This is a genomic window from Hyphomonas jannaschiana VP2 (genome assembly GCF_000685215.1).
GTDB classification, from domain to species: Bacteria; Pseudomonadota; Alphaproteobacteria; order Caulobacterales; family Hyphomonadaceae; genus Hyphomonas; species Hyphomonas jannaschiana.
In genome coordinates, this window is the sequence record NZ_ARYJ01000001.1 from 285270 (window position 1) to 298461 (window position 13192).

The following is a 13192-nucleotide window of genomic DNA, read 5'->3' on the forward strand; positions in this document are numbered from 1 at the left end:
CAGACCATGAAAAATTATCGTCCGGAAACGTTTGGCGAACTGAACGCTGACGAATACGATCTGCTACACAATCCCGGAACGACCGAAGCCGCCGTTGAACTTCTGTCGGAATTCGCCCTGCCCGGCCGCACGTTGGAACTTGCCATAGGCACAGGGCGTGTTGCCCTTCCGTTGGCTGAACGCGGCTGCCGGATCGAAGGCATCGAAGCCTCGCCGTTGATGGTGGAGAAACTGCGTCAGAAACCCGGCGGGCACGGCATACCGGTCACGATCGGTGATATGTCGGAGGTGAAGGCGGACGGCACATTCGACTTCATCTTCCTGATCTTCAATACGCTCTATAACCTGACCAGTCAGGCTGCGCAGGTGAACTGCTTCCGGAATGCAGCCAGCATGCTTGCGCCCGGCGGAGCGTTCCTGATTGAAGCCTTTGTGCCGGACCTCGCCCAGTTCCATGACCATCGCAGCGTGATGCCCCGGCATGTCGGGTTCAGCTCGCTGGCGCTCGAAGCGGCGGTGCATGATCCCACGACGCAGCGGATCGACTATCAGGTCCTGCGCGTCACGCCCGACGGGATGCAGCTGACGCCGCTGCCCATGCGATATGCCTGGCCTCAGGAAACGGACCTGATGGCAGAGCTTGCCGGGATGCACCTTGAAACCCGTTGGGGCGGCTGGGACAAATCAGAGTTCACCGCCAACAGCCGTATGCATATCTCCGTCTACCGCAAACCCGCCTAGACCGGCTTCAGCGTCTTCGGATCGATCCCGCCCATCTTGCAGACTTCTTTCCACTCTGCCGCCGTCACCGGCTGAACGGAGAGACGGAAGGATGTCACCAGGCTCATCTCGCTCAGCTTCGGGTTGGCCTTCACGTCTTTCAGGCTGACCGGCTTCGGCATCGGTGCCAGTGCCTTGACCCAGACGCAGTCCCAACGCGGATCATCCGTTGTTGAATCCGGCGTGCTTTCCTTGCAAACTTCCGCAATGCCGACGACTTCCAGCCCCTTGTTGGAATGATAGAAGAAGAGCCGGTCGCCGATCTTCATTTCGCGCATGAAGTTCCGGGCCTGATAGTTGCGGATACCGCTCCATTCTTCGCCTTCATCTCCTTTGGCGATCTGCTCATCCCAGCTCCAGGCATCGGGTTCGGATTTGATCAGCCAGTATTTCATTGCGTCTTCCGTCTCTCATTCTGCGGTGTTCGATTCCGTCCGAGGCATAACGCGGTTGCCTCCCTCAGAAAAGGCATGTCAGGAAAGGCGGCGGAGTGCAGCGCGCACCAGCCGCTCATAATGCGGCCACCCCTTATAGGCCGCGAGCGCCGGATCCGTGCCATTCCACGCAGCCTGAAACGCCGCGACGCGGTCCGGCGAGGATAGCACCGCCTCAAGCGGATCGACGGCAATGCGGATCGTGAATAACAAAAGGCCGCTGTCTGGCAGTTTCGAAATTGTCTGCCGCTCGACACGCAGATGAAGGACGCGCAGCGCCGCCTCATCGGATGTATTTGCAGCCAGCGCCTTAAGCGGTGCCGCGTCAGGTGTGAACCGGGCATCACCGGCCTGGACCGTCCAGTTGAACCGCTCCAGCACCTGCCCCGGACGCAGGGCATCGAACATGCGCGCAATCCGGGCAACCAGTCCCGGATTGGCGTCCGGTACCGGATCGTGCAGCCCGCCCAGCGGCTGGCCGGCCTTTTCGGCGAGCCGCCAGAAAGTCGGCGCGACAAGGCTTGCCGCTTCCAGCCGCCAGAGCCCATCCGCGCCGCGCTGGAGCAGGCAGAGATCGTCAGAGACGCGGGCGGCTGCACCTTCGAGCGGGGTTGGCCAGTCTTCCTCCGGGGGCGGAAGGTGGCCTGTAACAAGGCGCGAGGCTTCGATCAGCGCGACATCCGGCAGGTTTGAGAAAAACACCTCTGCGCGATGCGCTTTCATGATCCGCCGCTTCTCCGGCAGCCAGGCTTCGGCCTCGGTATCGGGCGCAATCAGGTTTTCCGGCGCGATCGGCTTCAGCCCCGGGGCGAGGCTGGCCGGACCGGATAGAAATGGCAAATAGGGCGGCTCCCGCATGTCAGGCCGGAACGGCGGACCCCCAGGAACAAAAACCGGCAATCTTAGGCGTGCCCGGCAGATACATGGTTTCCGCGTCCTGCAGTTCGAAGCCCGCCTCTTCCAGCATCTTCTTTGTATCGCGGGTGAGGTGGCATCCTCCCGCGAGCGGCTTCCAGACGGGTTCCACCCGGCGCTGCCACTTTGCGACGCCTTCGTCCGGCGCGAGACCGTGTTCGGAAAAAATGATCTTCCCGCCCGGTTTCAGAAGGCGGCGGGTTTCCTGCAAGGCACCTTTCCAGTCCGGGATCGTGCAGAGGACAAAAGTGTATACCACCGTATCGATGGAGTGATCTTCCAGCGGAACCGACTCCGCACCGGTCTCCAGGAATTCAATGCTGTTGCCGATTCCAAGCGCACCTGCCGTGCGGCGCGCCTTTTTCAGCATGCCTTCAGACGGTTCCAGCGCATAAAGCCGTTCGACCTTTTCCGGATCGTAATAGCTGAAATTCGTGCCGCTGCCGCACCCGATTTCCAGCACCTTGCCTTCCGCGTGCGGAATGACCTTTTCGCGCTGCTTCATCATCGGCTTCGATGCGCAGGCGCACGAGATCAGGTTCGGAACGACGTATTTTTCCCAGGGGTTCACTTCGGTGTCTCCGCTCCGGGCTGGAACCCGGGATAGGCCGCCCGCTGCATCAGCAGACGGGTCGCTTCGGTTGGCCGGGCGACCAGCGCATCCTGCGTGATATTCACGTCGAACTCGTATCCATCACCCATTGGCATATAGGTGGCAGAGCCATACTGCGCATCTTCCAGACCAAAGCGCGCGCCCTGCTCTGCCGCGAATTTGCGGACATCCAGCCCCGGATTGGCATAGAGGCGGATACCATTGGACTCCGCCTTCGTGACAGCTTCCGTGGAATAGCGGTTCGAATTGCGGCCTTCGAGATATTCCAGCCGGTAGACCGAATCATAGCCCAGCATGTTTGCCAGCGGCTTGAACTTGATCACCTGCGCGCCCATCGAGAACTCGTCGCCCGTCAGCGTGTAAACGCGCGGCTCGACCTCCTGCGGCACAGTCAGGGTGGCCTGATAGGTATTCGGCTGACCGACAACAGCATCGAAGCGGATGTGGGCGGCATCCCGCTCAAGTGTCAGACGCTTATAGGTCTGCAGGTTCAGGCCTGACAGGGCCACAATCCCGGCGAGGCCAAGGAAACCGACCCCGAAAACCAGCCGGCCGCCGCCGCTGACGGGCTTCAGGCTTGCCAGTTTACCGAACCCGGCAAACAGCAGCATCAGGCCGATAACGCCTGAAATTGCTGGCAGAATCCACCAGATCAGAGACATCCACCTACTCCCATAAGGCCGCTGCCTGTCCGCGGCTCAGCCGTACACCCTTATTGATGTTAACTTAAACCCAGCCTGAATGCAGCCACAAGTGTACGCATGAAAGTCGCCCCGGTTCCCCCGACGGAGGCCTTCATAGAGCCTGCCCAAACCGGGAAAAGCCTGATACGGGGCAAACATGAATTTCCGTGATTTTCTCCTCCTGTTCGGTGTCTGCCTCGTCTGGGGCCTCAATATCGTGCTGACGCGGTGGGTGGTGGCGGACATGCAGGTCCCGCCCCTCTTCTTTGCCGCAGTCCGTTTCGCCGGTGTCGCCCTGTTCCTGATCCCCTTCCTGAGGCCGGTGCCGGACAAGCTGTTCACCCTGCTTCTGATCTCCATCATGATCGGATCGCTGAACTTCGCCTTGCTGTTCCTCGGCCTGCAATCGGCCGAAGCCTCGGCAGTCGCGGTGACCGGACAGCTCGGCGTGCCGATCTCCACCCTGATGAGCATGGCATTCCTCGGCGAAACGATCGGCTGGCGCCGCGGGCTTGGCATCATGCTGTCCTTTGCAGGCGTGGTGCTGATCGCGTTCGATCCTTCGAGCTTCCAGATTTCCGTCGGCCTGATGTTCGTGGTCGGGTCTGCTTTCATCGGGTCCTTCGGGGGCATCCTGATGAAGAAGATGCCGCCGCTGACCGGCCTTCAGGTCCAGGCCTGGGTCGGCCTGTTCAGCTTTGCCCCGCTGTTTGCCGTCTCTTTCCTCTGGGAGCGCGGCCAGGTGGAGGCGTACATCCATGGCGGCTGGCCGGTCTGGCTGGCCAGCCTGTTTGCCATCGCGGGCGTTTCCATCTTCGGGCACGGTGCTTTCTACACGCTGATCAAGAAGTATGATGTCTCCATGCTGTCTCCATTGACCCTGATGACGCCGATCTGGGGCGTTGTCTTCGGTGTGGCGCTGTTGAACGAGCCGGTCTCGCCGAGGCTGCTGATGGGCGCTGTCATTGCGCTGGCCGGTGTGTTCATGATCGCGGTTCGCCAGAACACCCGCCTGCCCGAGGCCGCCCTTGGCCGCAAAGCGGGCGCCGGAGACAGCTGATGGACATCACCTCCTCCCCCAGCCCGAATTTCGACGAGCGCAAGCATCCGGTCGACATGCTGGTACTGCACTATACCGGCATGGAAACCGGACAGGCAGCCTTTGACCAGCTGCGCAACCCGGACGCCAAGGTCTCGTCGCATTACCTCCTCTGGGAGGATGGCCGGGTGGACCAGCTGGTCGCCGAGGATCGCCGCGCCTGGCATGCCGGGGTCTCCAGCTGGCAGGGCGAGGAGGACCTGAACTCCCGCTCCATCGGGATCGAGATCGTCAATGGCGGGCACGATTTCCCGCTGCCCGATGGCAGCCTGCCGCCCTACCCGCGGGCCCAGATCGACGCGCTGATCGGGCTCTGCCGGAAAATCCTCGCCGCGCATGACATTCCGCAAACGCGGATCGTCGGCCATTCGGACATCGCCCCCCTGCGCAAGCAGGATCCCGGCGAGCACTTCCCCTGGGAACAGCTCGCCCGCGCCGGGATTGGTCTCTGGCCGGACGGGACCGGCCCAGCCGATGGCCCCGGCCTCGCCCCCGGCGAAACAGGACCGGACGTCGAAAAGCTTCAGGCCACTCTGGCCGGCATCGGCTACGGCATCGCCGAGACCGGCATTTTTGACCCGCTGACCGAGGCGGTTGTCCGGGCATTCCAGCGCCGCTGGCGGCCCGGCAGGGTGACCGGCACGGCGGACTTTGAAACCCTGCGCCGGATTGCGGCGGTCCATACGCTGTATACGGCGGACTAGGCTTCCCCGCCGAGGACGATGTCATCCTCCTCGTCATCTTCGTCGATCAGTTCCGGCTCCGCCTGGCGGGCCGCCCATTCGGCCGTCAGCGCCGCGCCGAAGAGGAGCGATGACACGGATGTCGCCAGCCAGATAAAGCCGAGGATCACGGAGGCCAGCGCGCCATAGAAATTGTCGAGCGCGGTGAACTTCAGATAGAGGTGAAAGCCCCAGGTCGCGATCACCCAGCTGAGCGCCCCGGCGGCGGCGCCGGCCGCTTTCGCCCGGTGCCCCTTCAGGCGCCCATGCAGGGCGACCGCGAGGATCATGTAGAAGATGGCGAAACAGGCGATCCATTTGCCAAGCCAGAGCCGCGAGGCGAGATGGCTGATCTGCAGGGCGAGGTCATAGGCGATAAAGCCCTGTTTCTCGGTCACGAAGGACAGGATCAGCTGCAGCGCGCCGAGCAGCCAGACTGCCAGGATCAGCAGCGCCGTCATCAGGATCGACACGCCCTGAAAGCGGATGATCCGCGTGCGCCGCTCAGACCCTGTCACCATGCGGATGCCGGTGATGGCGGCCTTGGCGCCAGAGCTTGCCGTATACAGAACGACGATCACTGCCAGCAACGCCCTCAGGGTGACGCCCTGCGGGGTGACCTGGCGGATGGTTTCAAGGTCTGCCTTCGACAGCGGCGCAACGGCGGAGACGAGCACATCGTCCACCGTTTCGGCGAGGCGCTGGGACAGGTCCAGCGGCAGGAAGGCGAACAACAGGCTGAGCGTCAGGTAGATGATCGGAAAGATCGAGAACAGCGCATAGAAGCTGATACCGCCGGTGACGATGCGCACTTCCGGTTTCGACAGGCGCATGATGGCGCCCCAGACCGGCTCGACGGCCCAGACCTTCAGCCAGTCCGGCAAGGGCAGTTTCTCAATCCATGGCCGCATGGGGATCCTGTCGTTCCGGTGGTTCTGCCATGTTTAAAACGGTTCGGGACGCTTGGCCATTCGCTGCGCCGTCATTCCGGTGTCATCCCGGAATTTGCGCAGCAAATATCCGGGACCCAGTGCGTCGTTTCGAACCGGGAACCAGGCCCCGGATAAACCCTGCGGGCTTTCCGGGGTGACAAGAGGTGGGCTTCTGCTCTTTGCCTTTCATCCTTCGATGCCCTGCGCTTGCGCTTGGGCCTTCTCGGGGAAATCGCAGTGCGATTTCTTTTCCCTCGAAGCGCTCAGGATGAGTCCGCACTCCCGGAGCGCTCTTGGCTCGAGCGAAGTCGAAGCACGGGCGCGGGCGAGCCAGCACCAGCGGCCGGAAACGCCCCCGCGCTCCGGCAAAATACCTGATTGTCGGCAAACTCAGCTCGTGTCGAAACTGGGCCAGTCTTTCAGCGCTTCGATCAGCTGCACCGTCAGCCCGCCGGAGACGAGGGCGATGGCCGCGGGCAGACGGTGCGCGTGCGGGATCGGCGGCACGTGCGGTCTCGCCTCACCCGCCGCCTGCCAGCGCTGGATCGTTCGGGCGAGCCGCCGTGCGCGGCGCCTGTGATGCTTCAGCGTGTCGAGCATGGCCTGCCACCGCGCGATCAGCGGCGCGGCGGGCACAGGCCCGCGCATGGGCACCGTCACAGGCCCTTTCATGAAATGCGGGCATGGGCGCGATGGCGCAGACACCATGGTGAAGATGTAGCGGTAGTCTGCGTCTGCCTGCTTGGGCTCGTAATAATTGCTGCCGATACGGGGCTTCAGAGGTGCCAGCTTCATCTGCAGCGCGATCAGGAAGATCAGACGGCGGAGCAGCACGGCCAGCCGCTTCAGCTCCACCCGCACGCGCCGGTTCACCGATTTCGAGATCGTCTCAGGTGTCTTGTACAAGTCGGCATTCACACCCGCCTCGGCAATCGCGCGGGCGAGCGTGTGCCAGGCCTGGGAGAGGAAGTCGGTGGGGTCTGTCATGGCGGGAAGAGTCGCATGGGGCGCTTATGGGGTGGATTGAGGAAGGCCCTCACCTCCCATCGCTGGCGCGATGGGCCCCTCCTCTCCCGCAAGCGGGAGAGGGGTGAAACCGGCGCCGCCGTTACAGGTTTGCTGTCTGGAAAGGATAACCCCTCTCCCTCCGGGAGAGGCGGGACCCGCGCCCGTGAGGGTCTGGGAGGTGAGGGATGGGTCCTGAACTATCCTCTCTCAGAAGTGCATGACCAGAGGCGCACCAAACATGACTTCGCCATGACTATGTATGATCAGCCATGATTATACCGGACTAAGCCGGACTATACCGGATCAGGACGGACTGGAGACTGGCCCCCGCCCCGATTCCACTCTCAAGCGTATCGCTTTGGCCGCGATGCCGGGTTGCGATACAAAACGTCTTCACCGCAAATGAGATGCCGCCTTGTCCTATTCCTTCCGCCTGTCCGATCATTCCCTGACCCATGGGGTGCGCCGCATTGCGCGCAGCCAGATCGAAACGGCGATTGCCGAGATTGACGATGAGACGCTTGGCCCGGTGACGACCGTCCACCAGCTGCGCAAGCGGTGCAAGAAGATCCGCGGCCTCGTCCGGCTCGTGCGGCCGGGCTTCAAGGCCTATGCCGATGAGAATGCCGCCTTCCGCGACCTGTCGCGCAGCCTGGCGGATTTGCGCGACGCAGGCGCTCTGCTGGAAACGGTCGGCGCGCTGGAGGCGCGGTTTGGCGAGGTGATTGGCGGCAATTTCTTTGCCGATGTGCGCGAGACGCTCGCCGCCGGGAGCCCGCCCGCAGACGATGTGCATGTCGCCGAGCGCCTCGCCGGGGCGCGGGAGGCGTTCGTCGCTGCCCTCGCCCGCACCGATGACTGGAAAGTCAAAGGCAAGGCGGCGGACATTGTCGGCCGCGGTGTCGCCCAGACCTACAAGCGCGCCGTGAAGACGCTGGCGGACGCCGAAGACGACGGCACGCCGGTGGAATTCCATGAATTCCGCAAGCGGGTGAAATACCATTGGTATCACATGCGCCTGTTGAAACACGTCTGGCCGAAAATGATCCATGCACGGATTGTCGAGGCGCGGCATCTGGCAACGTCTCTGGGCGACCTGCATGATCTGGCCGTCTTCCGCCTCACCGTGCTGCCGATGATCGAAAACGCCGATGCAAAAGTGGGCGAAGTGCTGGGCGGCCTGATTGAGGCGGAGGAAAAACGCCTCGCGCCGGACTGCCTGCACCATGGCCACCGCCTGTTCGCGGAGAAGCCGCGCCCGTTCGGCGACAGTATCACTGCCTACTGGACCACCTGGCAGGACACGGCGCGCACCTGATTTCCTCTTGAAACGGGCAGCGTCCGGTTTTATCTCCCCAGTCTCTCGTGTTGCCGCGGCTGCTGAACCCGACAACATGAGGAAAAGACGATGTCACACCCCGCAAACCGGGCCGCACGCCGTGTGGCTGCCCGTAACCATAACGGCGACCGCAAGGTCGAGCCGACCTATCGCGGCTTCGAACAGAAAAGCTGGAAACTGATCTACCGGCGCGCGAACAAGCTTGGCCGCGCGCGCCAGATCGGCAAGATATGGCCGCACCGGGAATGGGAGAAACTGATGGCCGATGCAGAGCCGGTAAAAGTCCTTTTCGTCTGCAGCCACAACAAATGGCGCAGCCCGACGGGCGAAGCCATGTTCTCCCGTGTCGCCGGCGTCGCCACCCGCTCAGCCGGGACGGCGCACAATGCCCGGCACAAGATCACCTTGGCCGACATCCGCTGGGCCGACATGATCCTCGTCATGGAGGACAAGCACGCACAGCGCCTGCGCGCCGATTTCCGCCAGGAAGTCGCCTACAAGCCCCTGCACGTGCTGGAAATTCCGGACGACTACCAGTTCATGGAAGACGAGCTGATCGGCCTGCTGCGCGAGAAATGCGAACCGCTGATCTTCGGGACGGCGTAAACGCGGCTGGCCACGGGCAGCCCTTGGCCCTATATACCTCGCCAGACCAGACGGCCGGGCAGCCGCTGGTATGCTGGTAACGGCATGCTGGAGGAAAGTCCGGGCTCCAGGGATACAGGGCGACGGCTAACGGCCGCCCGGCGCAAGCCGAGGGAAAGTGCCACAGAAAGCAAACCGCCTCCCCCCGGGGAGGTAAGGGTGAAAGGGTGGGGTAAGAGCCCACCGCGGGACTGGCGACAGGACCGGCACGGTAAACCCCGCCCGGAGCAAGACCGAATAGGGGGCGCGCATGGGCTGTATCCCGCCTGCGCCCCGGGTGTGTCGCGTGAGGTGCCTGGCAACAGGCATCCCAGAGGAATGGCTGCCAGACCTGAGCAATCAGGCGAACAGAACCCGGCTTACAGGCCGTCTGGTCTTTTATTCCGGTCGCGCAAGGCGCGGCAATTCGATCGAGGATCGAATTGAGGAAGAAAAGGCCCGAAGCGCAAGCGAGGGCTTTCTCCGCATTCCTAGGCGTCAAGCACCATGTTGAAGCCGCCAAAGATCATCCGTGATCCATCGAATGGCATTTCCTGATCCGCCATCCGGCTGTCTTCCATCATCCGGGCCCACCCGGCATCGCGGATTTCCCTGGATGGCCAGATGGTCCAGGAGAAGACGATGGCTTCCCCGTCCTTGCGCTGAACGGCTGTGTGCATGGAGTTGATCTTGCCTTCGGGCACATCGTCGCCCCAGCATTCTGCGACCGCAATAGCGCCATACTCCCGGAAGATCGCCGCCGCCTGACGGGCATGCTCGATATAGGCGTCCTTGTTGGCCTCCGGCACAGCGGCCACGACGCCGTCTACGTAACTCATGCTCATTCTCCTTGGCCTTCTGGCAGGGTTGGCGGGTAATACTTGTCGCGCTGATAGGTGCTTTCCTCATCCTTCAGCGGGAACAGGTTTGGCGGGCCGATGAACAATTCATAATTGTAGCTAGCCCCCTTTTCAGCACGGCGGACGCGAATGGCATCTGAGGCCTCCGCTGGGAAGACAAAACAGAAATCGGCCGGACAGGACGGATCAGCAAGCTGTTCGGCCCGGAAGCGAATTGTGCCGGCCCGCCAGTCTTCCTTGTTCCATGCCATCAGGTCCGGCTCCTTCTGGACAAGGAGTTCCGCCTCCAGCGTATTCGGCCCCCAATTGGCAGCATCCTTGCTGACCAGTATCACGATCCGTCCACTGTTCATCACGCCTTCCGCCTGATTGATCCGGATTCTTGCGCCGGACGCATCACGGATGTCCGGGTGAAACCGGCGGCCAAGGCGGGCCGGGAAATACGCGCCGTCAACATTCGCAAGCTTTGCCCGAAAATATCCAGGTTCTCCCGGATAGGGCTGATACACGTAATTCTTCTCGCCCAGACGGATCTGCCACAAGGCATCGTAAACGCTGGACTGAATTCCCTTCCAGGCACTGGAGGGCGTCACCCCTTCATTCGTATTCTGCGCGACCAGCTGACTGGCGACGGATTGATAATTGGCGCCAAACATTTTCCCAGCGAACTGGCCAAGCTGCATCGCCGCATTCTTTTGCCCGGCGCGGCCCGAATTCAGCTCAGGCGCATTCTGGGCAGCCAGCATGGCTCTCAGGTAGTAGGGCGCGTAGGCGGAGCGGGCCGCCGTGATGTCCGCGTCCGCGCCGGTGCAGGGCCTGCCGCTCACTTCTGTCTTCGCTTGTTTGCGGTGCGCGTTTAGCATTACCTTGTATTTGGCGAATGTCTCCTCAAACCACGACTGACCAGCCGCAAAATTGCTGGCTTGTCCTTCCGGCGTATCCTGTGCCGCGTCATTGATCGCCTTGTCGATCGTGCGGACTTCGAAATAATTGAGCATGTTGCAGCGCTCATTCAGCGCTTCTGCACGCATCCAGGAATCCAGGGACGCATAGGGATCCGGACTGGAAGCTTCATCTTCGGCGTTCGCTGGAACACCCTGAACCAGCAGAACAGCCAGGCAAACGAAAGTGAGCCATCTGATATTCATATGTGTCCCCGTCCAATGCGGCCAGGCCCAGATCCTGCCAGGACCGTGTCCGTACATTTAATCAAAGAGTCGACGCATGAACAAACTCAACGTCATTTCCGGATGCTCCGGCGGGGGCAAGTCGACACTGCTGAAGGTGCTGAAGGCCTGCGGCCATCATGTCGTGGAAGAGCCGGGCCGGCGCGTTGTCGAGGCGGAAGAGGCGCATGGCGGCGATGCCCTGCCCTGGCTGGATATGGAGGCCTTCCTGCAGCGCACGCTGTCGCTGGCCATCGAAGATTTCGAGGCCGCCCGCGCCCTGGCCGGACCGGTCTTCTTCGACCGGGGGATCATCGATGCGCTGTCCGGCCTGCAGCACCTGACCGGTAGGGCGCCGGAAGATGCCGCCCGCCTTTACCGCTACGCCGAAACGGTTTTCCTGGCGCCGCCCTGGCCGGAGATCTACGAAACAGACTCAGCCCGCAAGCACGGGCTGGACGAGGCGGTCGCCGAATATGACCGGCTGGCTGCGGCATTTCCTGAATTCGGTTATCGAACCCAGGTATTGCCCAAAGTAGCGGTGGCGGATCGCACAGACCATATCCTGTCCACGCTGCAGCTTGGTTGATCCGGCGCTAGCGGGTTTTCCGGCGGAGGAATTTCAGGCCGGACCAGTCTGAATCCACGGCGCAGACTTTCACATCGACCCAGCCGGTGGGCAGGATGATCTCCCGCAGCATGTCTTCGGTCAGGTCCCGGAACAGGGCGGAGCTTTTCTTCGGCCACGACACCCACAACATGCCCCCGGGCGACACATGTGCCAGCGCCGGGCCTATCCCCGCCTCCAGATCCGCCCGGAGTGGGCAGAACAGATGGACAAGGTCCGCCGGCCCTTTCTCAACAAAATCAATGTCTTGCGCCCCGTCCACCAATGCCTGATACGGCCCGGGCGAATTCAGGGGCAGGCAGGACATACCAGGCTTCAGGCCCAGTTTCTGCCAGAGCGGCTTGCCGGAATAGCCTGCAGGTTTTGGCATTTGTCGTCCCCTTCCGGTACAAGCCTGACATCATTCTGGCACATGCTATGCACAAGATCCGGCAAAATGTGCGGTGGACCCGGTCAAAGGAGACGGATTCCATAATGCTGAAACGTATACTGCTGAGCGCCCTGCTGCTGGCCATGCCGGCCTGTGCCAATCAGGAAACGCCCAAGGGCCCGTTGCCGGACCTGCCGGGCAAGGTGCTGATCGTGGGCGATTCCATTTCCCTCGGCCTCGGTGCGATGGGGCCGGACAAGACCTGCCCGCTGACGCCGGAATACACATCCGAGCGCCACTCCTATGGCGTCCAGGTCGCTGATGCGCTGGGCGTGGACTATGAGATGTTCGCCTGGCCGGGCATTGGCCTTGTGCACAATTACGGGGACAATCAGACCAATACGATGTCGATGCGCCTGACGCGGGCCGGAGAGCTGGAACGCCTCGATGCGACCGGCCCGGTTCAACTTGTGCTCGTCAATCTCGGCACCCATGACTTTTTCCAAAACGACCCGACCGACCGCTTCGTTCCGGCGATGGAAGACCTGCTGGCCCTGATGACCATGCGCTATCCGGATGCCACCATCTATGCGCTGACCGGCCCGATGCTGGGCGGCACGGACAATGCCCTCCATGGCCACGCCGTGGAGACGGCGGTGAAGTCCGTGAACAAGGACTATGACGCAGACATCCGCTATCTCGCCCTGAATGGCGGCGACCCATCCATTGCCTATGGCTGCCAGTGGCATCCGTCCGTACCGGCACATGACCATATGGCAGAGATGATCCTGGACGATCTGCGCAGCCAGAACCAGTAGTCCGGCGGCCGGCAAACTTACGTACCGCACGTGCCCTCCACACGTGCCGGTTCAAGCACAAGGTGCGTGCCGCTCACCGGAAACTGCGCTAGAATCACTCCAAGGAAGATGGGCGGACGGCGCGCCTGCCGGCGACGATCCCGGTCCGGCAGGCAATTTTTCATGCACGCAAAAATGGCAATTCCGGGCAGACTTAACGGG

Annotated in this window: 16 protein-coding genes and 1 other RNA gene; 8 read left to right on the forward strand and 9 right to left on the reverse strand. The window is 62.2% G+C overall.

The annotated features are described in order from the left end of the window. The first annotated feature begins 6 nt into the window (after positions 1-6). Entirely contained in the window at positions 7-741 is a 735-nt protein-coding gene (locus HJA_RS01365) for a class I SAM-dependent methyltransferase (protein WP_035577246.1), read from the forward strand. Here HJA_RS01365 and HJA_RS01370 read toward each other — a convergent pair. The 4 genes from HJA_RS01370 to HJA_RS01385 form a co-directional block, all read right to left on the reverse strand. Continuing rightward, the gene (locus HJA_RS01370; protein ID WP_035577248.1) at positions 738-1175 is read right to left on the reverse strand and encodes an EVE domain-containing protein; all 438 of its coding nucleotides are present in this window, start codon (positions 1173-1175) and stop codon (positions 738-740) included. The two genes, HJA_RS01365 and HJA_RS01370, sit on opposite strands and share 4 nt — an antisense overlap. A gap of 78 nt (positions 1176-1253) precedes the next feature. Next, complete coding sequence (locus tag HJA_RS01375; RefSeq protein ID WP_162177007.1) at positions 1254-2054, reverse strand: heme-dependent oxidative N-demethylase subunit alpha family protein; 801 nt, start codon at positions 2052-2054, stop codon at positions 1254-1256. Positions 2055-2073: 19 nt separating this feature from the next. Beyond that, positions 2074-2700, reverse strand: a complete 627-nt coding sequence (locus HJA_RS01380) for a class I SAM-dependent methyltransferase (protein ID WP_035577252.1) — start codon at positions 2698-2700, stop codon at positions 2074-2076. Beyond that, on the reverse strand, positions 2697-3404 hold the full coding sequence (locus HJA_RS01385; RefSeq protein ID WP_035577254.1) for a hypothetical protein: 708 nt from the start codon (positions 3402-3404) through the stop codon (positions 2697-2699). The genes HJA_RS01380 and HJA_RS01385 overlap by 4 nt, the downstream gene beginning before the upstream one ends. Before the next feature lie 178 nt (positions 3405-3582). Here HJA_RS01385 and HJA_RS01390 point away from each other — a divergent pair, with 178 nt between their 5' ends. Together HJA_RS01390 and HJA_RS01395 are read left to right on the forward strand one after the other, a co-directional pair. Beyond that, entirely contained in the window at positions 3583-4485 is a 903-nt protein-coding gene (locus tag HJA_RS01390) for a DMT family transporter (protein WP_035577257.1), read from the forward strand. Continuing rightward, positions 4485-5228, forward strand: a complete 744-nt coding sequence (locus HJA_RS01395; protein ID WP_035577259.1) for a peptidoglycan recognition protein family protein — start codon at positions 4485-4487, stop codon at positions 5226-5228. Before HJA_RS01390 ends, HJA_RS01395 begins: the two co-directional genes overlap by 1 nt. Here the strand turns inward: HJA_RS01395 and HJA_RS01400 are convergent. Both HJA_RS01400 and HJA_RS01405 read right to left on the reverse strand, forming a co-directional pair. Further along, the gene (locus tag HJA_RS01400; RefSeq protein WP_051597232.1) at positions 5225-6157 is read right to left on the reverse strand and encodes a YihY/virulence factor BrkB family protein; all 933 of its coding nucleotides are present in this window, start codon (positions 6155-6157) and stop codon (positions 5225-5227) included. The genes HJA_RS01395 and HJA_RS01400 overlap by 4 nt on opposite strands. Before the next feature lie 411 nt (positions 6158-6568). Next, a complete protein-coding gene (locus HJA_RS01405) occupies positions 6569-7165 on the reverse strand; it encodes a hypothetical protein (RefSeq protein ID WP_035577261.1) in 597 nt (198 codons plus the stop codon). A gap of 436 nt (positions 7166-7601) precedes the next feature. Here HJA_RS01405 and HJA_RS01415 point away from each other — a divergent pair, with 436 nt between their 5' ends. The 3 genes from HJA_RS01415 to rnpB all read left to right on the forward strand — a co-directional run bounded on the left by HJA_RS01415 (position 7602) and on the right by rnpB (position 9548). Beyond that, complete coding sequence (locus HJA_RS01415) at positions 7602-8504, forward strand: CHAD domain-containing protein (protein WP_051597233.1); 903 nt, start codon at positions 7602-7604, stop codon at positions 8502-8504. Positions 8505-8594: 90 nt separating this feature from the next. Next, complete coding sequence (locus HJA_RS18740; protein WP_241764270.1) at positions 8595-9131, forward strand: low molecular weight protein tyrosine phosphatase family protein; 537 nt, start codon at positions 8595-8597, stop codon at positions 9129-9131. Positions 9132-9177: 46 nt separating this feature from the next. Beyond that, an RNA gene (gene rnpB, locus HJA_RS17775) (RNase P RNA component class A) lies at positions 9178-9548 on the forward strand. Positions 9549-9640: 92 nt separating this feature from the next. On the opposite strand, the gene HJA_RS01425 is transcribed toward rnpB, so the two are convergent. Both HJA_RS01425 and HJA_RS01430 read right to left on the reverse strand, forming a co-directional pair. Continuing rightward, the gene (locus HJA_RS01425) at positions 9641-9988 is read right to left on the reverse strand and encodes a DUF1428 domain-containing protein (protein ID WP_035577265.1); all 348 of its coding nucleotides are present in this window, start codon (positions 9986-9988) and stop codon (positions 9641-9643) included. A gap of 2 nt (positions 9989-9990) precedes the next feature. Then, complete coding sequence (locus tag HJA_RS01430; RefSeq protein ID WP_035577267.1) at positions 9991-11157, reverse strand: hypothetical protein; 1167 nt, start codon at positions 11155-11157, stop codon at positions 9991-9993. 76 nt (positions 11158-11233) lie between these two features. On the opposite strand from HJA_RS01430, the gene HJA_RS01435 reads away from it, so the two are divergent. Further along, positions 11234-11764: an AAA family ATPase gene (locus tag HJA_RS01435; RefSeq protein WP_035577269.1), complete on the forward strand. Its 531-nt coding sequence runs from the start codon at positions 11234-11236 to the stop codon at positions 11762-11764. Positions 11765-11771: 7 nt separating this feature from the next. Here HJA_RS01435 and HJA_RS01440 read toward each other — a convergent pair whose 3' ends face one another. Beyond that, a complete protein-coding gene (locus tag HJA_RS01440) occupies positions 11772-12173 on the reverse strand; it encodes a hypothetical protein (protein ID WP_035577271.1) in 402 nt (133 codons plus the stop codon). A 104-nt stretch (positions 12174-12277) separates the two neighbouring features. On the opposite strand from HJA_RS01440, the gene HJA_RS01445 reads away from it, so the two are divergent. Further along, positions 12278-12991, forward strand: a complete 714-nt coding sequence (locus tag HJA_RS01445; RefSeq protein ID WP_035577273.1) for an SGNH/GDSL hydrolase family protein — start codon at positions 12278-12280, stop codon at positions 12989-12991. The last annotated feature ends 201 nt before the right edge of the window (positions 12992-13192 follow it).